The organism is Brevibacillus aydinogluensis, assembly GCF_961514395.1.
Taxonomy (GTDB): Bacteria; Bacillota; Bacilli; order Brevibacillales; family Brevibacillaceae; genus Brevibacillus; species Brevibacillus aydinogluensis.
Genome location: NZ_OY569118.1, coordinates 3,462,708 through 3,488,628, shown reverse-complemented (window position 1 = coordinate 3,488,628; position 25,921 = coordinate 3,462,708). Strand labels below are relative to the sequence as shown.

26 protein-coding genes, 2 pseudogenes and 1 riboswitch are annotated in these 25,921 nt (G+C 55.8%); of the genes and pseudogenes, 19 read left to right on the top strand and 9 right to left on the bottom strand.

Features of this window, described 5'->3' with window-relative positions; translation table 11 throughout:
• Position 1: 1 nt before the first annotated feature.
• Positions 2–1,276: an efflux RND transporter periplasmic adaptor subunit gene (locus Q7F15_RS17265; RefSeq protein WP_212132645.1), complete on the bottom strand. Its 1,275-nt coding sequence runs from the start codon at positions 1,274–1,276 to the stop codon at positions 2–4.
• 235 nt (positions 1,277–1,511) lie between these two features.
• On the opposite strand from Q7F15_RS17265, the gene Q7F15_RS17260 reads away from it, so the two are divergent.
• The 8 genes from Q7F15_RS17260 to Q7F15_RS17225 all read left to right on the top strand — a co-directional run bounded on the left by Q7F15_RS17260 (position 1,512) and on the right by Q7F15_RS17225 (position 8,408).
• A complete protein-coding gene (locus tag Q7F15_RS17260) occupies positions 1,512–2,873 on the top strand; it encodes a glucose-6-phosphate isomerase (protein ID WP_212132646.1) in 1,362 nt (453 codons plus the stop codon).
• On the top strand, positions 2,860–3,105 hold the full coding sequence (locus tag Q7F15_RS17255) for an excisionase family DNA-binding protein (protein WP_304414723.1): 246 nt from the start codon (positions 2,860–2,862) through the stop codon (positions 3,103–3,105). Before Q7F15_RS17260 ends, Q7F15_RS17255 begins: the two co-directional genes overlap by 14 nt.
• A gap of 62 nt (positions 3,106–3,167) precedes the next feature.
• Positions 3,168–3,280, top strand: a riboswitch (TPP riboswitch).
• A 178-nt stretch (positions 3,281–3,458) separates the two neighbouring features.
• Positions 3,459–4,589, top strand: a complete 1,131-nt coding sequence (gene thiO / locus Q7F15_RS17250; RefSeq protein WP_212132647.1) for a glycine oxidase ThiO — start codon at positions 3,459–3,461, stop codon at positions 4,587–4,589.
• 79 nt (positions 4,590–4,668) lie between these two features.
• Complete coding sequence (locus tag Q7F15_RS17245; protein WP_212132648.1) at positions 4,669–5,613, top strand: S1 domain-containing protein; 945 nt, start codon at positions 4,669–4,671, stop codon at positions 5,611–5,613.
• 133 nt (positions 5,614–5,746) lie between these two features.
• Entirely contained in the window at positions 5,747–6,148 is a 402-nt protein-coding gene (locus Q7F15_RS17240) for a YugN family protein (RefSeq protein ID WP_171565130.1), read from the top strand.
• Between the two features lie 170 nt (positions 6,149–6,318).
• Positions 6,319–6,768 carry an NUDIX domain-containing protein gene (locus tag Q7F15_RS17235; RefSeq protein ID WP_171565128.1) on the top strand — a complete coding sequence of 150 codons (450 nt, stop codon included), beginning with the start codon at positions 6,319–6,321 and terminating at the stop codon, positions 6,766–6,768.
• Between the two features lie 86 nt (positions 6,769–6,854).
• Entirely contained in the window at positions 6,855–7,655 is an 801-nt protein-coding gene (locus tag Q7F15_RS17230; RefSeq protein WP_171565126.1) for an NAD kinase, read from the top strand.
• A 36-nt stretch (positions 7,656–7,691) separates the two neighbouring features.
• Complete coding sequence (locus Q7F15_RS17225) at positions 7,692–8,408, top strand: MOSC domain-containing protein (protein ID WP_171565125.1); 717 nt, start codon at positions 7,692–7,694, stop codon at positions 8,406–8,408.
• A gap of 36 nt (positions 8,409–8,444) precedes the next feature.
• On the opposite strand, the gene Q7F15_RS17220 is transcribed toward Q7F15_RS17225, so the two are convergent.
• From Q7F15_RS17220 to Q7F15_RS17210, 3 genes are read right to left on the bottom strand one after another with little or no spacing between them, the layout of a single operon-like run.
• Positions 8,445–9,170 (bottom strand): exonuclease domain-containing protein, encoded by a 726-nt coding sequence (locus tag Q7F15_RS17220; RefSeq protein ID WP_171565124.1) that lies wholly within the window; start codon positions 9,168–9,170, stop codon positions 8,445–8,447.
• A 12-nt stretch (positions 9,171–9,182) separates the two neighbouring features.
• Complete coding sequence (locus Q7F15_RS17215) at positions 9,183–10,349, bottom strand: DUF294 nucleotidyltransferase-like domain-containing protein (RefSeq protein WP_171565123.1); 1,167 nt, start codon at positions 10,347–10,349, stop codon at positions 9,183–9,185.
• Positions 10,246–11,586 (bottom strand): ammonium transporter, encoded by a 1,341-nt coding sequence (locus Q7F15_RS17210; protein ID WP_171565122.1) that lies wholly within the window; start codon positions 11,584–11,586, stop codon positions 10,246–10,248. The genes Q7F15_RS17215 and Q7F15_RS17210 overlap by 104 nt, the downstream gene beginning before the upstream one ends.
• A gap of 246 nt (positions 11,587–11,832) precedes the next feature.
• Here Q7F15_RS17210 and Q7F15_RS20655 point away from each other — a divergent pair.
• Positions 11,833–12,012, top strand: a pseudogene (locus Q7F15_RS20655) (SixA phosphatase family protein); the annotation flags it as partial.
• 301 nt (positions 12,013–12,313) lie between these two features.
• Here the strand turns inward: Q7F15_RS20655 and Q7F15_RS17200 are convergent.
• Positions 12,314–12,472 (bottom strand): hypothetical protein, encoded by a 159-nt coding sequence (locus Q7F15_RS17200; RefSeq protein WP_171565120.1) that lies wholly within the window; start codon positions 12,470–12,472, stop codon positions 12,314–12,316.
• Positions 12,473–12,623: 151 nt separating this feature from the next.
• Here Q7F15_RS17200 and Q7F15_RS17195 point away from each other — a divergent pair, with 151 nt between their 5' ends.
• Together Q7F15_RS17195 and Q7F15_RS17190 are read left to right on the top strand one after the other, a co-directional pair.
• Complete coding sequence (locus tag Q7F15_RS17195; protein ID WP_171565119.1) at positions 12,624–13,010, top strand: toprim domain-containing protein; 387 nt, start codon at positions 12,624–12,626, stop codon at positions 13,008–13,010.
• Positions 13,011–13,045: 35 nt separating this feature from the next.
• Entirely contained in the window at positions 13,046–13,252 is a 207-nt protein-coding gene (locus tag Q7F15_RS17190; RefSeq protein WP_171565118.1) for a hypothetical protein, read from the top strand.
• Positions 13,253–13,285: 33 nt separating this feature from the next.
• On the opposite strand, the pseudogene Q7F15_RS17185 reads toward Q7F15_RS17190, so the two are convergent.
• Positions 13,286–14,064: pseudogene (locus tag Q7F15_RS17185) on the bottom strand (undecaprenyl-diphosphate phosphatase).
• 236 nt (positions 14,065–14,300) lie between these two features.
• Between Q7F15_RS17185 and Q7F15_RS17180 the strand changes: the two are divergent.
• From Q7F15_RS17180 to Q7F15_RS17150, 7 genes are all read left to right on the top strand, one after another.
• Positions 14,301–15,200: a CvfB family protein gene (locus Q7F15_RS17180; protein WP_171565116.1), complete on the top strand. Its 900-nt coding sequence runs from the start codon at positions 14,301–14,303 to the stop codon at positions 15,198–15,200.
• Positions 15,201–15,707: 507 nt separating this feature from the next.
• Entirely contained in the window at positions 15,708–16,049 is a 342-nt protein-coding gene (locus Q7F15_RS17175) for a hypothetical protein (RefSeq protein ID WP_230077770.1), read from the top strand.
• Between the two features lie 226 nt (positions 16,050–16,275).
• Entirely contained in the window at positions 16,276–16,806 is a 531-nt protein-coding gene (locus tag Q7F15_RS17170; RefSeq protein ID WP_304414722.1) for a group II intron maturase-specific domain-containing protein, read from the top strand.
• Between the two features lie 857 nt (positions 16,807–17,663).
• Positions 17,664–18,041, top strand: coding sequence for a hypothetical protein (locus Q7F15_RS17165; RefSeq protein WP_141669742.1), 378 nt, complete (start codon positions 17,664–17,666; stop codon positions 18,039–18,041).
• A 115-nt stretch (positions 18,042–18,156) separates the two neighbouring features.
• Positions 18,157–19,380 (top strand): IS21 family transposase, encoded by a 1,224-nt coding sequence (istA, locus tag Q7F15_RS17160; RefSeq protein ID WP_304414514.1) that lies wholly within the window; start codon positions 18,157–18,159, stop codon positions 19,378–19,380.
• Complete coding sequence (gene istB, locus Q7F15_RS17155) at positions 19,377–20,144, top strand: IS21-like element helper ATPase IstB (protein WP_304414513.1); 768 nt, start codon at positions 19,377–19,379, stop codon at positions 20,142–20,144. Before istA ends, istB begins: the two co-directional genes overlap by 4 nt.
• A 118-nt stretch (positions 20,145–20,262) precedes the next feature.
• Positions 20,263–20,757, top strand: a complete 495-nt coding sequence (locus tag Q7F15_RS17150) for a hypothetical protein (protein ID WP_065067756.1) — start codon at positions 20,263–20,265, stop codon at positions 20,755–20,757.
• A gap of 191 nt (positions 20,758–20,948) precedes the next feature.
• On the opposite strand, the gene Q7F15_RS17145 is transcribed toward Q7F15_RS17150, so the two are convergent.
• Genes Q7F15_RS17145 through Q7F15_RS17135 form a run of 3 tightly spaced genes read right to left on the bottom strand, consistent with a single transcriptional unit; the run spans position 20,949 to position 24,431 of the window.
• On the bottom strand, positions 20,949–22,895 hold the full coding sequence (locus Q7F15_RS17145) for a TRAP transporter permease (RefSeq protein ID WP_304414721.1): 1,947 nt from the start codon (positions 22,893–22,895) through the stop codon (positions 20,949–20,951).
• The gene (locus tag Q7F15_RS17140) at positions 22,896–23,426 is read right to left on the bottom strand and encodes a DUF1850 domain-containing protein (protein ID WP_212132652.1); all 531 of its coding nucleotides are present in this window, start codon (positions 23,424–23,426) and stop codon (positions 22,896–22,898) included.
• 6 nt (positions 23,427–23,432) lie between these two features.
• Entirely contained in the window at positions 23,433–24,431 is a 999-nt protein-coding gene (locus Q7F15_RS17135; RefSeq protein WP_171565110.1) for a TAXI family TRAP transporter solute-binding subunit, read from the bottom strand.
• 202 nt (positions 24,432–24,633) lie between these two features.
• Between Q7F15_RS17135 and Q7F15_RS17130 the strand changes: the two genes are divergently transcribed.
• Positions 24,634–25,920 (top strand): sensor histidine kinase, encoded by a 1,287-nt coding sequence (locus tag Q7F15_RS17130; protein ID WP_212132653.1) that lies wholly within the window; start codon positions 24,634–24,636, stop codon positions 25,918–25,920.
• Position 25,921 lies beyond the last annotated feature (1 nt).

Sequence of the window (25,921 nt, the reverse complement as noted above, 5' to 3'; positions counted from 1 at the left end):
GTTAGATGCCCGAATTCTGCGGTTCCTCGGATGGGAGGACCGGTGCGTTCTCCTGGAGGGTGTCAAACGGACCGAGAATCACTTGTTCGTCCCCTTTCAATCCCGACGTGATCTCAGCGAACAGCTCGTTTTCCACGCCCACGGTCACTTTCCGCTTTTTCGCCGCGCCGTTTTCCGCCACCCAGACAAACGTGCTGCCGTCCGCTTCCTGCTGCACCGCTTCGATCGGCACCTGCCGGGCGTTGTCGATCTTTTGCACGGATATGTCGATGTCGACGTGAAAGCCAGGTTTCAAGGCGGACAAGTCTCCGCTTGGTTCCAGCGTCACTTTTACCCGGGTCTTTTCTCCTTGTCCCGAGCTGTTTGGCGTCGTGACGGCGATCGGGGAGATGCGGATCACCTTGGCGTTCAGCCTTTGCTTGCCCAGCGCGCTGCCTTCGATCACCGCAGTCTGCCCGAGTTTGATCTTGCTGACGTCGGACTCGTTGATGTCCGCTTCGATCAACAGGTGGTTCAGATTGGCGATCGTCAGGATTTCCGTTCCCTTGTTCACGTATTGGCTGTTTTCTGCGGCCCGGTCGATGACTGTGCCGTCGGTCGGGGCGACCAGCACGCTTTGCACGCGTTCTTTTTCCAACAGGGCCTTCTCCGCCAGGCGGGAGTTGATCTGTGCCTGCAGGGAGGCGATCTCTTCCTTGCGCGGCCCTTTTTGTTTCAGCGCGTACTGCTGCCTGGTCACGTTGAGTTGAGACAGCGCCGAGTCCAGCTGCGCCTTCGCCTTGTCCAGCTCCTGCTGGGTAGTGGCGCCTGACTCATGCAGCTGCCGGATGCGCTCGTACTCCCGTTTGGCATTGTCGTAATCCCGCTCCGCCTGGGCGACGCGCTCCCGCTCCTGCGCCAGTTCTTCCGGTTCGCTGCCGGCCTGTGCCTTGGACAGGTTGGCCCGGGCCAGTTCGATCTGCGCGTCGATCTCCATGATCCGGCTTTCCACGTCAGACGTGTCGATCTTGCCGATGACCTGTCCCTTTTTGACGACATCCCCCTCCTTCACGGCAAACTCGCGCAGGATTCCGCTGACATTGGCGTATACCCGTTGCTTGTCTGCGACAGTGACGATCCCGGAGGTGAGTACCTTGGTCTCCAGCGCGGCCGTGGTGACCTTTCCCACGCTTACAGGCATTCCTGCTCCCTGCGGTGAGCCCAACAGGGCCATGCTTGCGGCTCCCACGCCCAGTACGACAGCGACGGAGCCGACGATCCACCAGCGTTTTTTCATACGATCCTGTCTCCTTGATCCATCATGATATAAGATTCAAATGATAAGATTCGAATGGTTTTACGCGGCTGAAGGGAAAAGGTAACAATTGGGTTGGAATCGTTCACAAAATGTTCACAATTATGCGGCAGATTTCTTCGCCGCAGGACAGATCCGACTTCTTTCTCTGCCGGCTCAAAGGTAAACATGATAAGATGAGAAACAGATACAAACATGTCTTTTTATGGAGGGAACCATGAACCAAGTTCTTCGTTTCGACTGCTCGAATGCTCTGGGCTTTGTCCGGCCGCACGAATGGACACAGCTTGCCCCTGCAATCAAACAGGCACACGAGTTGTTGCACAACAAGACGGGGGCTGGCAGTGATTTTCTCGGCTGGGTCGATTTGCCCATTCACTATGACAAGGATGAATATGAACGGATCAAACAGGCAGCCGCGAAAATTCAAGCGGAGTCTGATGTGCTGCTGGTCATCGGGATCGGCGGTTCGTACCTGGGGGCCAAAGCCGTCGTGGATGTGCTGGGCCACCACTTTTACAACCTGCTGCCCAAGTCCAAACGGCGCACGCCGGAGATTTACTTCGTCGGCAACAATATCAGCCCGGTCTACGTCTCCCATCTGATGGATGTTCTCGAAGGGAAAGACGTGTCCATTAATGTCATCTCCAAATCGGGCACCACGACGGAACCGGCCATCGCGTTTCGTCTGTTCCGCGCCTGGTTGGAGAAAAAATACGGACGTGAGGAAGCGAAAAAACGCATCTACGCGACTACGGACAAGGCGAAAGGCGCGTTGAAACGGCTGGCTGACGAGGAAGGGTACGAAACGTTCGTCATCCCCGACGACGTCGGCGGACGCTACTCCGTGCTGACTGCAGTAGGTCTTTTGCCGATTGCCGTGAGCGGCGCCGATATCGATGCACTGATGCAGGGCGCTGCTGCTGCCCGCGAGCGTTACCTGACGCCTGTTCTGGAAGACAATCCGTGCTACCAGTACGCGGCTGTCCGCAACGCGCTCTACCGCAAAGGCAAAACCGTCGAGCTGCTGGTCAGCTACGAGCCGCAGTTCCGCTATTTTGCCGAGTGGTGGAAGCAGCTGTTCGGCGAGTCGGAGGGCAAGGACGGCAAGGGGATTTTTCCTGCATCTGCCGAGTTCTCCGCCGATCTGCACTCGCTGGGACAATACATCCAGGACGGCATGCGCCACCTGTTTGAAACAGTGGTGGCTGTGTCCAAGCCGGCGGTGGACGTTACGATCAGCGAAGATCCGGACGATCTCGACGGGTTGAATTTTCTCGCAGGCAAGGGCATGGACTTCGTCAACAAAAAAGCGTTTGAAGGAACGCTCCTGGCCCATGTGGACGGCGGCGTGCCCAACCTCGTGGTGGAAATTCCGGAAGCGACGGCCTACCATCTCGGTGAGCTGATCTACTTCTTTGAAAAGGCATGCGGCATTAGCGGATATCTGCTCGGGGTCAACCCGTTTGACCAACCCGGAGTGGAAGCCTACAAGGCGAACATGTTCGCCCTGCTGGGCAAACCGGGGTATGAACAGCAAAAAGCAGCACTGGAAGCGAGACTGCGTGGAAAGCAATAAGACGTACCTGACTGTGTCCGAGACCGCTGCCTACCTGGAACTGCCGGAGACGTTTATTCTGGAAAAAATCCGCGAGGGACGCATCCGTGCCGTTCACAACGGCGAAGAATACCTGATCAACAAGGACCAGTTTCAACATCATCTGGAACAGATCCGCAAACTGAGGGAATGGGAGGAGGCGACCCGAAACGAGCCCATTCCTGAAAGCTACGATGTGAAAGACGAGGACTGAGCGCCGCGCTCTTGCCAGGGAGCGGCCGCAAGTCTATACTGAAGGGTGTAAACGACATAACGGAAAGCTACTGGGGGAGTCCATCACGCAGGGCTGAGAGGACGGAAGCGATGACCGTCGACCCTTTGCACCTGATCCAGATCATGCTGGCGCAGGGAAGTGGTTGCAAGCAAAAGAGCTGTCTGTGTTTGCGGATGTGCATCGGCCCACCTTTCCTGCCGGGGAAGGTGGGCTTTTTGCATGCTTTCGTCCGGTGGGGCGGCATCAGCGGGGTGGCAGGAGAACAGCGCGTTTACCCAGGCTTCGCCGCTTGAGCAGGGCGGGGCGCAGTTCCATCGAGGAGAGGAAGAACCATGACGAATTGTTTGATTGTAGGCGGAGGCATCATCGGATTAAGTTTGGCTTACGAGCTGTCGCGGCGCGGGTTGTCCGTCACGGTGGCAGAGCAGGGGGCGTGGGGCGGCCAGGCGTCTTCCGCAGCGGCCGGCATGCTGGCTCCGCTCAAGGAATTTTCCCAGCCAGGCCCGCTGCTTGATTTGGGCATCGAGTCGCTTCGCCTCTACCCGGAATGGGCGGCGGAGCTGGAAGCAGAGGCGGGCAGAGATGTGCAGCTTTGCATCGACGGGCTGTTGACCGTGGCGTTGACGGAAGAGGAAGCGGAGCAGTTGCGCGCAAAGTTCACCTGGCAGCGGGAGAGCGGTTACGATGTCCGCTGGCTGACCGGAGCGGCCATCCGCGACGTTGAACCGCTGTTGACGGATCGGGCGATCGCGGCGATCCACTCGCCATCCGAAGGGCATGTCAACAACCGGATGCTGCTGCAGGCACTGGTGACGGCGTGCAAGCGGCGGGGCGTGACGCTGCTTTCCGGCTGCGTGGTGACGGGCTTCGTCGCGGAAGGAAGCCGGGTGGTGGGCGTCGAGACGACTGCGGGATCGCTCTTTGCCGACGAAACCATTATCGCCTCCGGGGCGTGGGCCGGCATCGCGATGGGCTGGCTGGGGCTGTCCATTCCCGTTCTCCCGGTGCGTGGACAGATCGCAGCGGTCGACTCGGCGGGGATTCCGCTGCAGACAGTGATTTTTGGCAGCACGGGCTATATCACGCCCAAACGGGACGGCAAAATCGTCCTCGGCGCTACGGAAGACGAGGCCGGCTTCCAGCGGGAGGTCACGCTGGAAGGCTTGACCGGCGTGCTGAACGGCGTGATGCCGTATGTGCCGGCGCTCTCATCGGCCCCGTTTTTGGAAGCATGGGCGGGACTGCGCCCGGCTACCGCCGACGGCAAACCATTGTTGGGGCCGGTGCCGGGATGGTCGGGATTGTCGCTCGCCGGCGGACACTTTCGCAACGGCATTCTGCTTTCTCCGATCACAGCCAAGCTGATGGCGGATTATCTGGAACAGGGACGGACAGAACGGCTGGAACCGTTTTTGCCCGAACGCTTTACGAGTGTCGTGTCACAAGGCCGCAAAATGGGCTAGACTTGCCTGGAAAAATAGACACCTCCCCACACGCAGGCGTATATCGTAATACAGAAACGACAAAAGGGGAGGAGTTTTCATGGAGTCGTCGCAAAAACAACTGTTTCAGGCTGAACCGGCGGCGGTCAGCATGTTAAAGGATATGCGTGAAACCGTGCAGGAGATTTGCAAGAAGCACGCGCGGCAAAAGGTACGGATCGAAGCGATGGACGGCCGCGTGTACGAGGGCAAAATTCTCGATGTTGACGATTTCCACGTCTACGTGGAAATTGAGGAAAACGATGAGGGGCCGGCCGATGTTATGGGAGCTGTGGAGCCGGTCTCCAGCCGGTATCCGCAAAAATCACGACCGCAAGACGGATGTCCGCCTCGGGAGAGTGCCGTCAGTCCATACGGTACGACAGGTCCCAACGTCAGTCCGTACGGGATGGTAAGTCCCTACGAGATGGGGCCCGGCGTCAGTCCGTACGGGATGGTGAGTCCCTACGAGGTGGGGCCGAATGTCAGTCCATATGGGATGGTAAGCCCATACGAGATGGGGCCTGACGTCAGTCCGTACGGGATGGTAAGTCCCTACGAGGTGGGGCCCAACGTCAGTCCGTACGGGATGGTAAGTCCCTACGAGACCGGCCCCGCTGAGAGTCCGTACGGGATGGTGAGTCCCTTTGAGTCAGCCGGTCCGTCCGGCAAATCTGAGGGAGTGGTGAGCCCCTACGAGCAAACCGCACCGTTTGAACAACCTGCCGAAATGGTAAGTCCGTACGAAGCGGTCAGTCCCTACGAAACCGCTGGACCCCAGGGCAACGTCACGCTGCAAAACAACATCAATTTGTACGGCAACCCGTATTCCCAGGTAAGCCCGTATACTGATTTCAGTCCATACCCATACCCCAGCTATCCATACTTCTACCCTGTTCCGTTCGGCGTGTTCAGAGTGCCTGTTCACAAGAAGAAAAAGCGCCGTTGCCGCCGCAAGGTGATTCCTCTGGCGCTGTTTACCCTGCTGTCGATTTCCCTCATTTGACCATAACACCAGCACGAAGCCTCTGCCGGGCTGTATCCGGCGGGAGGCTTTTTCCATTTTCACCGATGTTTGAGTACAACCGCGCCGTTTGTCGCACACTACCGGGTAGAATCCGAAAAAGGCAGGGATGGAGATGCAACCGATTGAAAGCAGTTTGGCGGGTACGAGAGGCACGTTTGGATTCTTTCGCGAATCGCTCGAACCGGACGGCTTTACCCTGGCCAACTGGGATTACCACCGGGGGTATTTTGACCGCAAGCTGGACGATCAGGGGATGGTGTATCTGCGGCTGCCGGTGACGGTCATGGAAGGGGAACTGGACAGCCCGGACGCCTGGTTGGAACTGGGGACGCCGTTTGTGCTGAAACACGTCTACCAGACCGGTGTGGAGGAAGACATCGGATATTACTCGCCTGTCGCCTCGGCTGCCATGAACCAGTTTCAGGAGCCGGTGGACAAGGACGCACCTGTGGAACAGGTCTGGATGCGCAAGGCGGAGGCGATTGTCCGGGAGTTGGAAAAACGGTTTGCCTAGCATTAACGGGCCCAGAATAGGGCCCGTTTTTTTGCGAATAACACCGGATTGCAATTCCTGATTCTGCCATCTGGCACTGCGCTGACCTGCCGTGTGCCTGCTATGGCGGTGGATTTCGCGGTAGTGTAGAATGGTAGCAACAGGAATGGAATCACAGGGAGTGGAAAACGATGGCCTGGTACTACCCGCTGCTCAAACTGTATTGGCGTATCCGCAGGCCGCTGACGCTGGGTGTCCGGCTGATTGTCACGGACGATGAAAAAGGCGTGCTGCTGGTGCGCCACACGTATGTGAGCGGATGGTATTTGCCGGGCGGAGGAGTGAAAAAGGGAGAGACGTTTTTGGAGGCGGCCCGGCGTGAGCTGTGGGAAGAGTGCGGCATAGAGGCGAGCGAGATGAGGATCTGCCACCTCTACTACAGCGAGCGGGAAGGGAAGCGGGATCACATCGCGCTGTTCCACGTCACCCGGTACCGCCAGCATGAACGGCCAAAGTCTGACCCGGAAGTGGCGGATATGCGCTTTTTTGCTTGGTCAGAATTGCCGGAGCAGTTGTCGCCTGCGACGAGGCGGCGGCTGGAGGAGTTTCGCTCCGGCCGTTTTGCGGCGGAGCGCTGGTAGCCCGCGTCGGCATCCCGGCCACCGGAGTGTTCCTGTAACATTGTGAATAGCAGGCATGTATGTGCGTAAAGTGAGGGTAGACCACCATGAAAATTGCCACCGTACTGCGGAATGACGACTACTCCCGGGAGGTAGAACGGGAGCTGAAGGAAAAACTGCTGGGCGAGGACAGCCCGTACTGCTTTGTCCGGGAAGAGGGCGAGACGCCTGATCTCGTGCTCTCCATCGGCGGGGACGGAACGCTGTTGGAAGCGGTGCATCAATACGGCTTTGAACCGACATACGTCGGCATCCACACCGGCCATTTGGGCTTTTACGCGGACTGGCGGCCAAACGAGCTGGATGCGTTCGTACAGGCTCTCAAAGAGCAGACGAAGCCGTTTGTCGCCGAATACCCCACCGTTTCGTGCCGCATTCTGACCCGCGACGGCCGCATCATTCACAAATGGGCGCTCAACGAACTGGTGATCCGCAATGCGTCCCTGTCCACGCTGGTGGCCTGTGTGTACATAAACGGCGACGAGTTTGAGACGTTTCGCGGAGACGGCCTGATCGTCTCTTCCCCGTCTGGAAGCACGGCGTACAACAAAGCGGTGAACGGAGCGCTCGTCCATCCTTCCATCGAAGCGATTCAGCTCTCGGAGATCGCATCGATCAACAATCAGGCCTACCGGACGATCAACAGCTCGCTGGTGCTGCCCAAGCACCACGAGGTCGAACTGATCGTGATGAATCCACAGATCATGATCGGGTTGGACCGGGAGCAGGCAGTCTGGCAGGACGTGTGCTCCATCACCTGCCGCGTCGGCGTGGACAAAGTGAAGTTTGCCCGCTACAAGCGGCTCACGTTTTGGAGCCGGGTGCGCAATTCGTTCATTACGGGATAGAGAAACGCTGGAAAACAGGCGGAGGAGGCGGCTGGGATGAAAAAAGCGGGGACGCTTGCGGCGATTTTTCGTCATCCCGTCAAGGCTATGGGCGGCGAGCGGCTGACGACGTGCCGCGTGGACGCATTTGGCGTGTACGGCGACCGGGGCTATTACTTCCGGGACAGGAACGGCAAGTATCTCAGTGCGGATGCAGTTCCGGGCGTCTTGGGCTTCACCGCCCGGCTGGCAGCGGAGAGCGGCGAGGACGCCTATCCGGAGGTGCGCGTGACCGCGCCGGACGGTACCGTGTACGGCTGGGAGGAGACGCTGTTCGCCAGGGTGGCTGAGACGACGGGACGGCCGGTGACTGCTGTGCGCAGCACACCGCGTGAAGGCGGAGAAAACTGGGAAGATCACATCCTGCTGGTGACCGATGCCTCGCTGCGGGAGATCGCCCGCCTGATTGGCCGGGAGAGTCTGGACCCTCGCCGCTTTCGGGCCAATTTTGTAGTCGTGCTGGATGAGGACACGCCGTTTGCCGAGGATGCCTGGCTGGGCAGGCGGCTGCGCATCAATGACGTGGAACTGCAGGTGAACAAGCCTTGCGAACGCTGCATCTCCATCAACATCGACCCGGATACGCTGGAGCTGCATCCGGCTGTGCTGAAAACGGTGGTAAAGCGGCACCGCAACCACTTCGGCGTGTACGCGTCCGTCGTCACCCAGGGGCGGGTGTCGGAAGGCGACGAGGTATTTGTGGAAGAACCATGACGGAAGGCTGTCCGACAAGACTGACGGACAGCCTTTTTATCTGAGTTCCTCGTAGATCTCCCCCAAATCGGTATATCCCTGCTCAATCGCCTTTCTCAGGTAGATCCCCCAGAGCGAGGCGGCGGCGACGGCATCGCAGTAGGCGTGGTGACGGCGGGAGATGTGAATGCCGTGGGCGGCGCACAGGGCGTCCAGCGAGCTGTTGCCGATCACCTCGCCCGACACGCGGACCAACAGCATGGTGTCCAGCAGCCGATGCGTAAACCGCCGGCGGCCATGTTTCCATAACGCCGCCCGAAAAAACTGCCGCTCGTGGCGGGAGTGGTGGGCGACCAGCGGCCGGTCGCCGACAAACTGGAAAAAGCGCTGGAGCGCGGCAGCCGGATCGGGCGCGGTGCGAACCATCTCGTCGCGTATCCCGGTAAGGGAGGCGATGTGGGGAGGAATCGGCCGGCCGGGGTCGACCAGGCTGTAAAATGATTCTCCCAAAAGCAGTTGGTCTCCCCGCATCGCCACGGCACCGATGGAGAGGATGGTGTCACCGCGGTCAGGGGAAAAGCCAGTCGTCTCCAGATCGACGACGACCACTTCCAAATCGGCGAGCGGCAGCCGGCCCTCCGCTTCCTTTCGTTCGCGCCGCAGCGAGCGGAGAAAGGCGATTAGCCCCGGATTGCCAAGGTCCCGGTCCGCTGACGGCATTCGAACTGTCTCAGCGGCCCGGCTCATCTGCCGCAAGCGTTCCCACAGGTCTCTGGTGTGCATGCCGGCACCTCCCTATTCCGGGTACGCGGCCAGCATTTTTTTTGTCCATTTCTGCAACCGCAGCGCCAGCTTCATTGCCTCGCGCAGCATTGAGAGCGTATCCGACGACAACTCCGACAGTTTGACGTAGCTGTTGCTGGCGTAGGTGCCGTCCCGCCAGTGCAGCGGAGCGATCAGCCTAAGGCCCAGCAGCAGCCGGAAGTGGTGCTCCACCTCCCGGCAAAACGCCACCGGCCAGATGCCTGCTTCCCGCAGGGCAGCCAGCCGCTCCAGCGTGGAGGCGGCGTGAATGCCGTGAGCCAGGGCGAAGTGGCGGACGACGTTGACGATCGGCAGATACACGCCGTATTTTAGGTTGATCGCGCCCTGGTAGCGGCCGGTGATGTCCGGAGCGATCCGGCCCAGCCACGTGAGCGGAATCCGGTGGAAGCGGGTGTTGCTCACAAGCCTGCCGATCAGAATCGGGTTGTGGGCGAGCAGCCTCCGGTACTGCTTGATCAGCGGGGCGACCACATCCGGCTCCCCCCAGAGGATGCGGGCGTCGCCCACCAACAGGAGATAGCGGGCGTGCTCCCACACCGGATCGGCAGCCCAGGCGGCGAGGCGCTCCATCCATTGGTCCGTGCTGCCGCGCCAGCGGGCCGACACGCAGGTGACGTTGCCCCGGCAGGGCGGATAGCCTACTTGTTCCAAGCCCTGCACGATGGCAGCCCCCAGCAGGTGAAAGTAGTTTTCCACACGCTCCATCTCCCGTTTGTCCATGCCGTCAAGAATCCGGTAGACAAGTCCGTTGTCCTGATCGCTGATGACGGCCTGTTCGCTTCGCCCGCCGCTGCCAAACTGGAGAAAGGCGAACGGGACGGGCGGCGTGCCTACGCCCATTTTCGCCAGGTGGCGCACGGCGAGCAGCACGCCCTGGCGGATCACCTTGTCGTGGATCAGATTGACAGTCACGGCGTACGGTGCCATTTCCCCGGCCCGATTCATCCCTTCCAACCGGGACAGGTTCAAGAGCTCCCGGCGCAGGGAGAGCAGTTCCTGAAACGAACCGGCGTCCGCGATGCGGTGACAATCCTCAAGTGAGAGAATGAGTGGATCGCCTTTGTGGGGCGGAAACGTAAGGGCGTTCCGATTGCAGCAGTTCGGGATATCCGTATCCCCCGTGTTCGCTAAGGTCAAGGCCCATCACCTCTTCTTCTTCGGTTACGCGAAGTCCCATCGTTTTCTTCATGATGGCGAGAATGACGTACGAAGCGACAAGCACATACACCAGCGCGGCAAATACACCCAACGCCTGAACGCCCAGTTGGTGGAAGCCGCCGCCGTAGAACAGGCCCGGCATCCCGACGCCCACTTTTTCTACCAGGGCGGGAGCGGCAAAAAAGCCGTTGGACAGCGTTCCCCAGATGCCGGCGATGCCGTGGACGGAGAAGGCGTAGATTGGATCGTCAATGCCCATCCGATCAAACCAGATGGCAGTATAGAATGTAAGAATACCTGCCACGGACCCGATGACAATCGCAGCCCACGGTTCCACAAACGCGCAGGAAGCGGTGATTGCCACCAGGGCGGCCAGCACGCCGTTCAGCATGCTCGGGATGTCTGCTTTCCCCGTGACAGCCCACGCGATGCCCAGAGCGGCAACCGCACCGGACGCGGCCGCGAGGTTGGTCGTCAGCGCCACATGGCCAAAGAGGCCGGAGACGGAGCCAAACGCAGACCCCGCGTTGAAGCCAAACCAGCCAATCCACAAGATGATGACCCCCAGCGTGGTGTAGACCTGATTGTGACCGGGTATCAAGTTGGAACTGCCGTCTTTGTTGTACTTGCCGAGGCGCGGCTTGAGCAGGATGGTGGCGACGAGAGCGGCGGTTGCTCCGGTCAGGTGGACGACCGTCGATCCGGCAAAATCCTGTTTGCCGTGGTCCGCCAGCCATCCGCCCCCCCAGATCCAATGGCCGACAACCGGATAAATTAAGATCGTATACAATATTCCGAAAACGACGTAGACAGAAAGTTTGGCGCGCTCGGCGAAGCCGCCCCAGGCGATGGAGAGGGAGACGCCGGCAAAAGCCAGTTGAAACAGGAACTTGATCCCGACCGGAATGTTGGCGAAGGAAAGGGATTCGTAGGCCGCAGCCGCCTGTTCCTCCGTTCCGTTGAAGAAAAAGCCGGTCAGTCCGATGAACGAATTGCCGTTGCCAAACGTCAGGCCGAAGCCCAGGGCCCAAAACGCCAAGGTGCAGATTCCAAACGTCAGGACCGTCTTGCCGGCGATGTGTCCGGCGTTTTTCATGCGCGTCGACCCAGCCTCCAACAGCGCGAATCCGGCCTGCATGAAGATCACCAAAATGGCGGAGACCATCACCCAGGTGGCATCCACTGCGGAAGCGAGAAGAGGCAGTGTCGGTTCCATGCAATCCACTCCTTTTCTGTGTCAGATAATCTGACATGTTAATTTTTATGTTAGATTATATGACGTGAGATGGTGGAATGCAATCATTTTTTCGCAAGGCTCGTACATCTCTGCAAAGAAATGAAATGATGACAATCACTGCACCGTCCGGGACGAACATGTCGGTGTCGGGTTAAGGTACACGTCAAGATGGATTCGAAATGATACAATAAAACAAAATATGGGAATCCCTGGGGGGAGCATCTGATGGGAACCAATCTGTATCTTGTGCGGCACGCCCATTCCGTTTATACGCCGGATGAAAGAAACCGGCCATTGTCCGAGCGCGGCTGCCTGGACGCGAAAAAAGTAACCGAATTGCTCAAGCGGAAAAACGTCGATCATGTCATATCAAGTCCGTACAGACGAGCGATTCAAACCGTCGAAGGCATAGCCCATTCCATTGGGAAAGCGGTGGAGATCGAGGAAGGGTTCAAGGAAAGAATCTTGTCTGAAAAACCCGTGGAGGATTTTCAATACGCCGTCGCACGGGTGTGGGAAGACGAGCATTCTGGCAACAACTTTCCATGCCCGATATCTACCGATTGTCATTTGACGGCACAGAATTGCGGGAGGTCAGCAGGGTGTGGGAAGGCTGACAAACCGGGTAACTGCGGGAAGCGATTCGCTCCCTCGGTACCAAAACAGCCGCCTTGTATAAGACGGCTGTTTGAGAGACAAGCGGTCCTTACATGGGCCGGGGCTCGGGCTGCTCCTTCTGCTTGCGCTGCTGCGAAGTTCCCTGGTTGTCTTCCGTGTGCGTGTCGTCAGCGATTGTGCTGCTCGTCAGGCCGGTGACAGCCAAGCCTTTCTGGTTCAAATTTTTGGCGCTTTTCCACTGTGCCATGGTGCACGCTCCTTTCCCCCTGGTTCACCTCTAGCTTCCCCCGGCAGGCGTCTGTGTTACGCAGCCAGATGTTCCCGGCGGTCTATTTCCGGCCGCTTTTGGAACGGGTATACTAAACGTATCACCTCGCTGGAAAAGGAGGCGTGGCCGCGTGGAAGAACGTGTCATTATTGTCGAGGGAAAAACGGACAGGGAGCGGCTTCTGCAGGTTTTGGCCGAACCGGTATTGATTTACTGCACATACGGGTCGTACAGCGCGGACAAGGCGGGGCGGCTTGCGGAAAAACTGGAGACGGCCGACGAGGTGTACGTGTTTACGGATGAGGACCACAGCGGAAAAAAATTGCGCAGGCAGCTATCGGACGATTTTCCCCACGCCCAGCATTTGCATACAAGGCGGATGTTTGCCCAGGTGGCCAACACACCGTTGGATGTGCTGGCCGAAATTCTGGAGCGGGCGGGCTTTCAGGTGCAGGACCGACAGCGGGACCCGGAAGTTTGGCCGGACGGGGATAAGAAGCGGCCGCAGGGGCAATAACAACAGTATCTGCACAAGTGGGAGGTGTCTGTTGGTTGCGCAGTCTGGTCGCCTTTATCAACCGGATGAACATCGGGATCTGGCTGTTGGGCATTTTTGTTGCTCACGTCCTGCTCTACCTGTTATTGGGGACCGCCACCTGGCTGGCCACATCGCTCCTGGCTACGGCGTTTTACGGCCTCGTGCTGCTGGTGGCCAAACTGGTGGCCAGCCGGTACGGAGACAAGGAGCACATAAAGTGAAAGAGCCGGCGGCAGCGCCGGCTTATTGTTTGGCTATCCGCCGAAATACTGCATGCCGAGGATGATAATGCCCAGGATCCAGACGTAAACGGCAAAGCCTTTCATCGAGCCGGTGCTGATGATCTTCAGCATCCAGCGTATGGCCACGTATCCGGCGATGGCGGCACACATCGTACCCACCAGCATCGGAATCATCGCGTCCGTTTCCACCGGTTGCCTGACCAGCTTGAGCGTCTGCAGTCCGGTAGCTCCCAGAATGGCCGGAAGCGAAAGCAAAAAGAAAAGCGAGCTGCATCGGCGCGATTGATGCCGCGCATAAGCGAACCGGCAATTGTCAGGCCGGAGCGGGAGATGGCGGGCAGGATGGCGGCGCCTTGCAGCGTACCGATGATCAGGGCGTCTGTGTAGTTGATCTCGTCGAACTTCCGCGTCCCCCTGCGCATTGATTCCACTCCCCAGATAATCACGCCGGTGGCGAGAAACTCCCACCCGATCGTCACACCGGTCCGGGAAATCTCCTCAAAATAGTCTTCAAATGTCAGGCCGATGACGGCAGTGGGAATGGTGCCGACGACCAGCAGGCGGGCCAGTTTGCCGGTCGGGTTAATCAGGACGTGACGAATCTCCGGCCAAAACACAATGACGACGGCGATCAGCGTCCCAAAGTGAAGCATCGTGTCAAAGAGCAGGCCGGCTTCCTGCAGACCGAACAGCTTGCGGAACAGCACCAGATGACCAGTGCTGGAAATCGGCAGGAACTCCGTCAACCCCTGAACAATGCCGAGAATGATATGTTCCAGAAGCACAAGCATCACGAGTCGCTCCCATCTATTTAGACTGGAAATAACTGCTGGTAATTACGACAGTCGTCATCAGTTGGTTACACATCAAAACAGGTACAACCGGTACAATCCATACATATTGCAACCGTCGGCCGGACTTGCCTGATTAGCCGAATTTTCTGCGGGATGGGCAAAAAGGTGTGGAATGGATTGCCGCCGGTTGGGTATAGTTAGGATGCAAACAGGAGAGAGAGGAAAGGACGCAAATGAACAAGAGGCACAACAAAAACCGGGTGCACACCGCTCTGACCCACCTCCAGGCGGGCATGACCGTGACGATGACGGTGGCGCGGCAGACGGATTTCGGCTATTTTCTTCACGAGGGAGAGGCGGAGGTGTTTCTCCACCGGAGCGAAGCAGACGGTCCGCTCCGGGTCGGTGAAGAGGTGGACGTCTTTCTCTACCACGACCATGAAAATCGATTGGCGGCTACCATGCAGATGCCCTATGTATCGTGGGGCGAGTACGGCTGGCTGGAAGTGGTGGATGTGTCCCCGCGCCTGGGCGTATTTTTGGATAACGGCATCAAGAAGCACCTGCTGCTGTTCGTGGACGATCTCCCCAAGATGCGGCAGGAATGGCCTCGCGCGGGTGACCGCCTGCTGGTGACGCTGAAGCGGGACAAGCAGGGACGTCTGCTGGCCAGGCCGGTGTCGGAGGAGGAAATCAGCCGGATTGCGGTCCCGGCCGACAACGACATGCACAACAAGTGGGTGGAAGGCACGGTCTACAAAGTGATCCAGGAGGGAGCGTTCCTGTTTACGGACGACGAGCACGTGCTGTTCGTCCACCGCGACGAGATGACGGAACCGCTTCGCCTGGGGCAGTCGGTCCGCTGCCGAGTGAGCTACGTGCGCGCAGACGGCCGGTTGAACGGCTCGATGCATGCGCGCAAGGAAGTCCGGTACGCAGAAGACGCGGACAAGCTTCTCCACTACCTGATCGACCGGGGCGGAGCGATGCCGTACACGGACGACACCCCGGCCGACATCATCCGGGAGAAGTTCGCGATGAGCAAGTCAGCCTTCAAGCGGGCCCTGGGCAAGCTGATGAAGGAGCAAAAGGTGGAGCAGGACGAAGGCTGGACAAGATTGATTCGCAAGTAAAAAGACGGGTCCCTAAACAGGGGCCCGTCAGTGTGTAGACGAAGTCCGTGGTGCATGGGGTGATGGGGGCGACTCGCTTGGCCCATCCCGCCGTGCGATAATACATTGTCAAAAAGTAAAACCAAAATATATATTCTGTTCGCTATAGAGCTTCTCCACTCTGCTTTGTACTCTGTGGCTCTGAATAAAGCAGGTAGAGCAACCGCAAATTTGCGACATACCATCATCAATGATAATGTGAGTGTATGAGCGGTTCCCATCGGGAGCTTTGCCAGGCAACGCCAAGTAATGCTCAACGATTTCGTGGTACATCGTTTCATGATGCAACTGTGAGTGTATAACGTAGACATTTTCCCCCTCATGACTCCAATGTTTTTCATTCAGATTCAATTCGTAGCTGCATTCGGGACATTTCATAAAAGTCATACCCCCCCGGAAAAATTCATTAATGGAATAGATTACAAATTTTGATATTTTAATAGTGACCACGAGAGGAGGAGGTTGGCAATGAAAAGCAACTGGTTTCAAATATGGGTAGGTATTTTACTTTCGATACTTACAGTGGCGGTTGTTTACGGAATTGTTTCGATTGCAGAGACTGCAAAAGAGACGTCAAGAGAAATCATCTATCATCTTCAGACGAAACCGCAGTTATCAGAGCCGCTCTTCGCTCAGGATGGGGCGTTGTCCAGTGGTGATGCTGTCATCTTGCATTCCACTTTGGAAGATGGCAGCAGGTTTTTATGGATATATGACACCAAGAGCAAAAAGATGGTTCTGTACCGATTTACACTCGACGGATCCGTTTATAAAAAAGGTGAAAAAATTCTTGAGCAAATGTTAGAGTAACAAGCTGTGTTTAACCGTTTTCAGCTTCCGATTTGGCCAAACCACCCCGTGAAACATGAAGGGAAATCCAAGACCCTTATTCACCCCATTGGACAATACTGATGCAGCGTGATAAAAAAATGTAGCTCTCCGACTTGGCCCGTCTGGGATAAGAGGAGAGCTATTCAACATCTATGTCCGCTCCAAACGTGCGGGTGAACGTGTAAAGGCAAGCGTGGAGCGATACTTGACCAGGGTTCTCAAACTCAAGGTAAATCAACAGAAAAGTGCGGTGGATCGCCCGTGCAATCGGAAGTTTCTCGGCTTTAGCTTTACTCTGGGAAAGAAAGCACGGATACGCCTGCACCCCAAATCGATCACCCGGTTGAAAGAACAGATTCGCCAATTAACCAACCCACATTGGAGCATGACCATGCAGGAGCGGATTCAAAAACTCAACCAGTACCTCATGGGATGGATCGGGTATTTTGCGCTAGCCGAGGCGAAAACCCATCTCCTGCGAATAGAGGAATGGATTCGCCGAAGGCTCCGACTCTGTCTATGGACGCAGTGGAAACGAGTTCGTACGAGGTACCGCGAACTTCGTTCGCTTGGCCTTTCTCACAAAAGAGCACTGGAAATCGCAAACACCCGAAAGGGGGCATGGCGGACAACAAAATCCCCGCACATGCACAAAGCCCTTGGTATTGCCTACTGGCAACAACAAGGGCTGATGAGTTTGATACAGCGATATTTCACACTTCGTCAAGCTTGGTGAACCGCCGTATACCGGTCGGTACGTACGGTGGTGTGAGAGGACGGGGGTTAGCCACCCCCTCCTACTCGATTAGACAAAATGTCCGTTGCGGGGAGAACACGTTTCCGTCATTCGCTCCGTGCTTTACCCACCGAACACAAGCTAATGCTCGCGTTCGGCGGGGCCCGTGCTCGCCCAGCGGGGAAGCACAAACTGCACGCTCCTCATCGATTTGCGGGGGAGCGCCAAAGCCGCATCACTACGCGGCCCATTCAGAGGTGGCGCTCCTTTTTTCCGCAAATCGCTGCTCCGCTCGGTAGGGCTCACAAGTCGCTCTGTCTGGAAACGTGATTCTCCTTCGGCACAATCGGTTTGTCTTCAGTCTGGACGGGTCCCTGGAGAGGGGACCCGTTTTCCATGTCGGGTGTAAATTGTGGTGGTTCTGCAAACAGGATGATCCCCCGAAACGCGCCTGTAGATGGAGAAAGACAGGCATCACACACTTATGATGAAACGAAAGTGGTCTTGTGTCCGTCAAAAATTGTAAATAGTATCGCACTAAAGGATGCACCTGGAACCTAAATGAATGTCTCTCATTCCACAAGCTGTACATTCCGCTTTTGTTCCCTGTCCCGGAAACATTTCGCGAACACATTTTTCAGAATCCCCTTTGCATCAAAGAAATACATATCGAATCGTTGCTTTGTTGATCCAGAAATTGGTACATCTAGTTCCATTGGAGGATGTGTACAGACGGCAACGGTGTCGTAAACAAATTACAAATTTTTGGTTATTTTGAAAATATAGGATTCACACACTCATCATGGATGTGATAACCTTTTATATGTAAATTTTGTAAAAATACTGGAGGGGTTTATGTGAAAAAAATGAAGATGATGATGCTGGCCATAAGTCTAACCAGTGTCGTAGCTACTTCAGCATATGCGGCCAATATTTATTTTGAACAGGGAACAGGAGTTAGTATCTCATACGACAGTGATAATACACAATGGAGAAGTGATGCAGTTACCATTGGTTCGTATGGGACAAAGTATGCTAGAGCCTATACAGAAATATGGGGGGGCGGTAAAAAGCGAGGATACAAAGAAAGCAAGAAAGAATCAGGGACAACAGCTTATGCTAGTGCATACTGCCCAATTGGATTGGATGACACTTATGCCACATCGAATCATAGAATTTGGTGGTCTTCTAGTGACGCTGATTCAATTACTACGTCGGATCGAACAGAACTTTAGTTAGTGTCACCGCCGGGATATAATTGACCCAGGTTCGCCGGAATGAAAATGACCCACCCTTAGCGAATATATCCCCTTCGGATTTAACCGGCAAGTTAATTTCGGAGGGAGACACATGCTAAGGAGTGGGATAGTGATATCGTTACATACCATGAGGGCAGAAGGCAAGAGTATTCGTGAAATTGCCCGTCTAACTGGACATTCTCGAAATACAGTTCGCCGATATCTCCGGGGTGAATCCTCCCCCGAAAAGGGAACCCGTAAATCTCGTGGTTCCAAGCTTGATCCGTATAAACCGTTCCTGCAGGAACGTCTTCAAGAAGGTATCTATAACTGCGAGGTTTTATTCGATCTTCTACAAGAAAAGGGATACACCGGTGGACGCACCATCTTGAAAGACTATGTGAAGAACTTCCGTCCTCCCAAACACATTCCCGCTGTTCTTCGTTACGAGACGAAACCTGGTGAATATGCACAGGTCGACTGGGGACTGTGTGATTACGTAGATTTGGACGGCAACGTCCGGAAAGTGCCGGTATTTGTCATGGTATTGGGGTACTCTCGTGCTACGTATATCGAGTTTACAAAACGTTGTGACATCTACAGCTTTCTTCGTTGCTTGATTCATGCTTTTGAATATTTTGGAGGCATCCCAAAGGTAATGCTGACTGATCAGATGAAAACCGTCGTACTTGGTATGGGAGACGATCGAAAACCTCGCTGGCATCCGCTTTTTGCCGACTTTGCTGCAGCGATTGGGCTTGTTCCAAAAGTATGCAAAGTTCGACGCCCCGAAACAAAGGGAAAAGTGGAACGAGGCGTTCAATACGTAAAAAACAACTTTCTTCCTGGCAAACGCTTCGTTGATTTACAGGATCTCAATCAACAAGCCCTACACTGGTGCGAGCGGATTAACCGCCGTATTCATGGAACAACCGGCGAACGTCCCATCGACCGACTCCGTGAGGAAAATCTGTCGCCTATCCCTTCAGCTGAACGATGGGAAAAATACTTGCATGAACCAAGACAGGTCAGCCGAGACGGATTTGTTAGCTACGATGGTGTGCGATATGGAGTTCCATGGAGGTACAGTGGACGTGAGGTAACCGTTCGAGAAGTGAATGGGTGGGTGGAAATCTGGGCCGACGGCACATGTATTGCTCGACACCAAAAGGCCTATCGATCCCGCGCAACTGTTTTTTGTGAAAACCAGTATGCAGGTCTTTCGACCGCTCAAGGATATGCCTATCCGCGTCCGCAAGCCCGACAGATTTCATCGCAGCAAGTGGAAGTGCGTTCGCTGGATGTCTATGAGCAGCTAACAGGGGTGGGAGCATGATCGAACTGGAACAGGCACGGCTACGTCTCGAGGAACTTGGACTTCAGCAAGCGGCTCTACTCTTGGATGCTCACTTGGAAGCGGCAAGTCATGGACAGCCCACCTATCTGTCCTTTCTCAACACGCTCCTTGATGCCGAGATAGCGGAACGTCAAAAACGGAATATGGAGGTACGCACCAAACTTGCACACTTGCCTTACCGAAAAACGCTGGAGGATTTTGATTTTGCTTTCCAACCCAGCATTGACGAACGGTTGATTCGAGAGCTGGCCACGATGACTTTTGTAACCCGACACGAGAATGTCTTGTTCTTAGGGCCTCCCGGAGTAGGAAAAAGTCATCTGGCGGTGGCGTTGGCTGTAGAAGCCATCTCGCAAGGGATATCCGTTTACTTTGTCAGTCTCTCGCAACTCATCGAAGATCTGCGAAAAGCTTACACGGAAAACAGGCTGGATAAACGCATCCGTATCTATATTCGACCAAAGCTCCTCGTTATTGACGAGATTGGCTACTTACCGTTTGACAGTTTGGCAGCTAACCTCTTTTTCCAGGTAGTAAGTGCAAGATACGAGAAAGGGAGTATTCTGTTGACCAGCAACAAGAGTTTCGGTGAATGGGGGGAACTGATGGGCGATCCGATCCTTGCTACAGCTATTCTGGATCGACTCTTACACCATTCCCACATCGTCAACATTAGGGGGAATAGTTACCGCCTTCGTGAGAAGATGAGGACTGGAGCCTACGGCTCCCCCTCTACCACCTAACCAACAAAAAATCGCCGGGTGGGTCAATTCTAAACCGGCGATGGTGGGTCAAAATAAAGTCGGCGTTGACAGTTAGGCAAATTTCGTGAAATCACTTAGAAAAGAGGAGGTTTTTTCGTTGAAAAAGCGCATGGTACTTTTACCTTCACTGCTCACAGTGGCAATACTAACAGGTGTCGGAATTGGAATTGCACCCTACTATGTTGAAGCGCAAAAGAAGGAAAGCAAAAAAATCAAACATGAAGACAAAATAAAGAATCATCGATCAGAGAAGACAAACAAGTTGCTGGAAAAGACCTGGAATACCGCAATGAAAAAATTCAACATCGATACAAATGGCTTGGAGCAGGTAGATTATGCGGACAACCATCATATTTGGGACAAACTTGATACGCGCGAACAGGTCAGCTACACGGAAGCATTGCATCAAGCAATGTCTCACCATAAGATTGGCGACTATGAGCCTCTTTTGTTAGTCGATAAGGATGTAACCCAAACAACGATCCTTTTCCAACGTGGGGACGACAAAACATCAGTGAAAATAGAATTGAAGTCCAAGACTGGCGACAACGGTAAGGAATGGTTTGTTGACGGCCAACCGGAAGAAAAGTAGTCAAAAAGGGAAACGAAGTCTCACCCCATTGGACAATACTGATGCAGCGTGATAAAAAAATGTAGCTCTCCGACTTGGCCCGTCTGGGATAAGAGGAGAGCTATTTTTTTGACTGCTTCGCGTAAAAAAGAAACAGGCTGTCGAAATGGCATCGACAGCCTGTAGTTTTATAAAACCATCTAGCACCTGGCTTAGGAAGCGATCTGAATCTGCTGATTTTCCTTGCGCCCCCTGAAGTAGGAGAGACCAAACACGAGCGCCAGCAGGGCGAAACCTGACAAGTCGGTGGCAAGTCCGGGCATTACGGCCAAAACGCCGCCTGCGACAGCCAGGATACGCTCCAGCGGATTCAGCTTCGACATCCAGAAGCCGATCAGACCGGCGCCAACGCCAATCATGCCGAGCGTGGAGGTGATCAACACCCACACCGATTCCCAAAACGTGGTGTCGATCAACAGCAACTGCGGCGACAGGACGAAGATGTAGGGCGCCATAAAGGCTGCGATGGACAGCCTCGTTGATTCCACCCCAGTCTGGATCGGTTTTGATTTGGCGATACCGGCCGCAGCGAACGCCGCCAACGCAACTGGCGGGGTAATGTCGGCAATAATCCCGAAGTAGAAGGTGAACATGTGCGCGGCGATGTCCGGCACACCCATCTGGATGAGGGCGGGAGCGGCAATCGTCGATGTAATGATGTAGTTGGCCGTGGTCGGTGTGCCCATCCCCAGGATCAGCGACGCGATCATGGTGAAGAACAGGGTGAGCAGCAGAATGCCGCCCGCCAGGTCGATCAAGCCGTTGGCCAGTTTCAGCCCGATACCGGTCAGCGTGACCATCCCGACAATAATGCCGGCACAAGCCGTTGCCGCCACCACACCCAGAGCGGTGCGGGCGCCGGAAGCGAACGCTTCCAGAATGTCCGCAAGCGACAAGCGCGTCTCTTTGCGGAATGCGCTGACCACGATTGTGGACGCGATTCCGATGATGGCGGAACGCTCGGCAGAGACGCCCATCATCAGTACGACGATGATCACCAGAATCGGCAGCAGCAGATACAGTTTCTTCAGCACCTCTTTTTTGTTCGGCAGCTCTTCCGGGGTCAGACCGCGCAGCCCGAGGCGCTTGGCTTCAAAGTGCGTCATGATCCAAATGCCGGTGAAGAACAGAATTGCCGGCAGCGCAGCCGATTTGGCGATCTCCATGTACGGAACGTTGATGAACTCCGCCATCAGGAAGGCGGCGGCGCCCATGATCGGCGGCATGATCTGACCGCCGGTGGAGGATGACGCTTCGACGGCGGCGGCAAACTCGGAGCGGTAGCCCAGGCGTTTCATCATCGGAATGGTGAAGGCGCCGGACGTCACCACGTTGGCGACGGAGCTTCCGCTGATCGTTCCCTGCAAGGCGCTGGAGAAGACGGCCACCTTTGCCGGTCCGCCGATGCGGCGCCCGGCGATGACGAGCGCCAGATCGTTAAAGTATTCGCCTACGCCGGTCTTTTCCAGGAAGGCGCCAAACAGGATGAAGAGAAAGATGAACGTGGACGACACCCCGAGCGGCGTGCCGAGAATCCCTTCCAGCGTGTAGAAGGAATGACCGATAATCCGGCTGACGTCATTGCCGCGGTGCTCCAAAAAGCCGGGCATGTACGGCCCGAAGTAGGTGTACAGCAAAAAGAAAGCGGCGATGATGGTGATGGGCAGGCCCACGACACGGCGTGCGGCCTCCAGCACCAGGAGGATGGCCGCGCCTCCGATTACCAGGTCAAACGTGGTGTAGTTCCCGGTGCGCAACACCAGCCCGTCGTAGTCGAAAACCCAGTACAGCGACACCAGGACGGCGACGATGGACAGGATGATGTTGACGATTCCCACCTTGCCGTCAGCTTGCCCTTTCGAACGTCCGGCGTAGAGCAGATAGACCAGCCCCAGGCCAAACGCCAGGTGGATGGGGCGGTGAATTTGCGGCGGCAGCGTCAGGAAGAGCGTGCTGACCAGTTGGTAGACGGAAAACAGAACCAGCAGGACAAAGGTGATCCATTTCATCGGCCCGGACAGCTGACGCACGGCGGATTCCTTGTCGTACTGAGCAATCAATCGTTCCATTTCCTGTTGACTCATCTGTTGCGTGCTCATCTAGTACCCTCCAATCGCTTGCAAAATGGAGCGCTTCTCCACCCGGATCGTTACCGCCGCGCCGGGATTGTCCACGTCGGCGAGCGGAATTTCCCGTCCGGAAAAAAGCAGTGTATGATTAGCCCTTACCTGTCCGATGAACAGATGGAGGGCGGGGTAGGCGCGGTGCATGTTGACGATGCGAAACAAACCATTTTCGCTGATCAGTTGTTCATCGTCAGCCAGTTGGGTTTCCATGCCGATCCCGTAATCCTGAAAGGTCAATTCGGATAAAATGATCTGCCCGTTTTGGACGCGGTACGTCTCCACGACGGGCGTGCGGTTGATGGAATGAGTCCAGCGTATGGCAAATGTGCCGTCGTCGGCGATTTGGCTGCTCCACACCAGCCGGTTCGTCTCCGTGTCGCGGATGACCAGAGCGGGGAAAATGGGGATGAGAGTCGCCAGAATCACAGTGGTCAATAAAAGGAAGGAGAAAAGGCGGAACGACGTCCGCCCTTTCCCGGTTCCTACCTGGTTGTGCAGAAACATGGGGTCTTACTGTACGCCTTTTTCGTCAAAGAACTTTTTCGCGCCCGGGTGTACCGGCAGGCTGACGCCTTTCAGCGCGTCCTCAATCTTGATTTCTTTTGCCTTGGCATGTCCCAGTTTGTCCGTGTTCTCAAAGATCGCCTTGGTCACCTTGTACACCAGGTCTTCACTTAAGTCAGAGCGGACGATGAGCATCGACTTGACGGAGACGGTGTTGACTTCTTCCGGTACGGTCTGGTAGGTGTTGGCCGGGATTGTCGTTTTTACGTAGAACGGATACTTCTGGATCAGTGCGTCAATCTTGTCATCGTCAACCGGAATGATCGTCACGCCTGTCGTAGCGGCCAGTTCGGTAATGGCTGCAGTCGGTGTGCCGGCCGTCTGGAACGCGGCGTCCAATTGGCCGTCCTGAATGGCTCGCGCAGAGTCGGCAAAGGAGAGGCGCTGCAGCTTCAGATCGTCAAAAGTCAGGCCGTACACCTCGAGGATTTGCTGGGCGTTCATTTCCGTTCCGCTGCCCGGAGAGCCGACGGAGACGCGCTTGCCTTTCAGGTCAGCGACACTTTTAATGTTGCTGTCTTTGGCGACGACGATCTGAATGGTCTCGTTGTAGAGGGCGCCCAACGCCTGGAACTTGTCGATTTTGCCGTCCTGCTGGAACATGTTGGTGCCTTGGCTTGCGTATTCGGCGATGTCGTTTTGGATAAAAGCAATATCTGCTTGATTGTCGCGGATGAGACGGACGTTTTCTGCCGAAGCGCCGGTTGCAGTCGCTGTGGCCGTTACCCCGGTGTTTTTCTTGATGAGATCGGCCATGCCCCCGCCAAGCGGATAGTAGGTGCCGCCGGTACCGCCGGTTGCGATGATCAGTTGGCTCGGATCACTACTGCCACCGCCGGCATTGCCGTCCTGGCCCCCTTGCGCATTGTTCCCGCCGCCACATGCCGTCACGAGCGACATCGTGAGGAGCAGCGTCAGCGAGAGAAGCAGACTGCGTTTTTTCATGAAAATTCCCCCTTATGCAAATAGTCTTTCCATAACCTTATAGTACCCTTTTTTTGTCAGAATACAATCATTTTGCGGGATGAAAGGGACTATCTACCCACGAGTGTAAGCGCTTCCCTACAAAAAACTACAAAAATCTATGCAAAAGTTATAGTAAAATAAAATAATGTCGAAACCTTCTTGCAACGAAAGTGGAAAACCGATGAGAGAAAGCGTATACATTTTGATGCTGATGCTGATCGCCGTGCCAATCGCAGGCGAGTTGAAATTTCATCCGTTTCAGGACGATTTTCGTGTGAGTTTTGGCACGACTGCTTTTTTCTTTTTCCTGTTGTGGCTGCGCAAGGTTCCGGCGTATGTGAGTGGGGGGCTGACGGGCTGCCTGGTGGTGCTGTTTCGGGTTGCACTGGATTGGGCTGTGTCCGATCGGTTTGATCTGGTTTCCTCCATTCACATGCACCTGCCCGCCTTTTTCTTTTACGTGACGTATTCCTGTCTCTTCTCCCTGTTTCGTGTCAATGAATGGCACCACCGCCCGCTGTTGGTCGGCGGGCTGGCGACGCTGGCGGAGATTGGGGGCAATCTGGTGGAACTCTGGTTTCGCGCGTCGTCGTGGGAGGCGGTGCTTCAACTTTCGGTAATCTGGCCGGTGTCGGCGATTGCGCTGATTCGCAGCTTTTTCGTGCTCAGCTTTTTCAACGTGATCCAGCTCCGTCAGGCGAAGTGGATGGAGGAGCAGCAGCGCATCCGCAGCGAGCGCATGCTGATGCTGATCGCCAGCCTGTACGAGGAGTCGATTCATCTGAAAAAAACCTTGCAGCAAGTGGAGGAAATCACGCGGGAGTGTTACGATCTGTACCGCAAAATGAAGGACACCGCCCGCGACGAGAACGACGAGGCCTTCGCCCGGCAGGCGCTGCGCATCGCCGGGCAGGTGCACGAGGTGAAAAAGGACAACCAGCGGATTTACGCCGGTCTGTCCAAGCTGATTTCCGATGAAAACGCCAGGGACTACCTGCCGCTGAGAGAGCTGATCCACATCATCGTCCGCGCCAACGAAAAGTATGCCCGCCTGCTGGGCAAGGACATCCGCTTCGAGGCTCGCGTGGATATGCCCCATTTATCCTGTCACATCTACACGACCTTGTCGTTGGTGAACAACCTCGTTGCCAACGCCGTGGAAGCGATCCGGGAGCGCGGCACGGTGGCCGTCTCCGCCACAATGGACGAGAGGCAGGAGTGGCTGCGGTTATCGGTCAGCGACGACGGCCCGGGCATTGCTGTCAAAGACAAGGAACTGCTGTTCAAGCCCGGATTTACCACGAAGTACGATGTGTCGGGCCATCCGTCCACCGGAATTGGACTTTCGTATGTCAGGGAAGTGGTGGAAACCCTGCAGGGAAACATCGAGATTTGCGAAAACACAGACGGGTACGCCACTGTCTTTATCATTCGCCTGCCGGCGGCCCATCTCGTGCAGAAAGGATGAT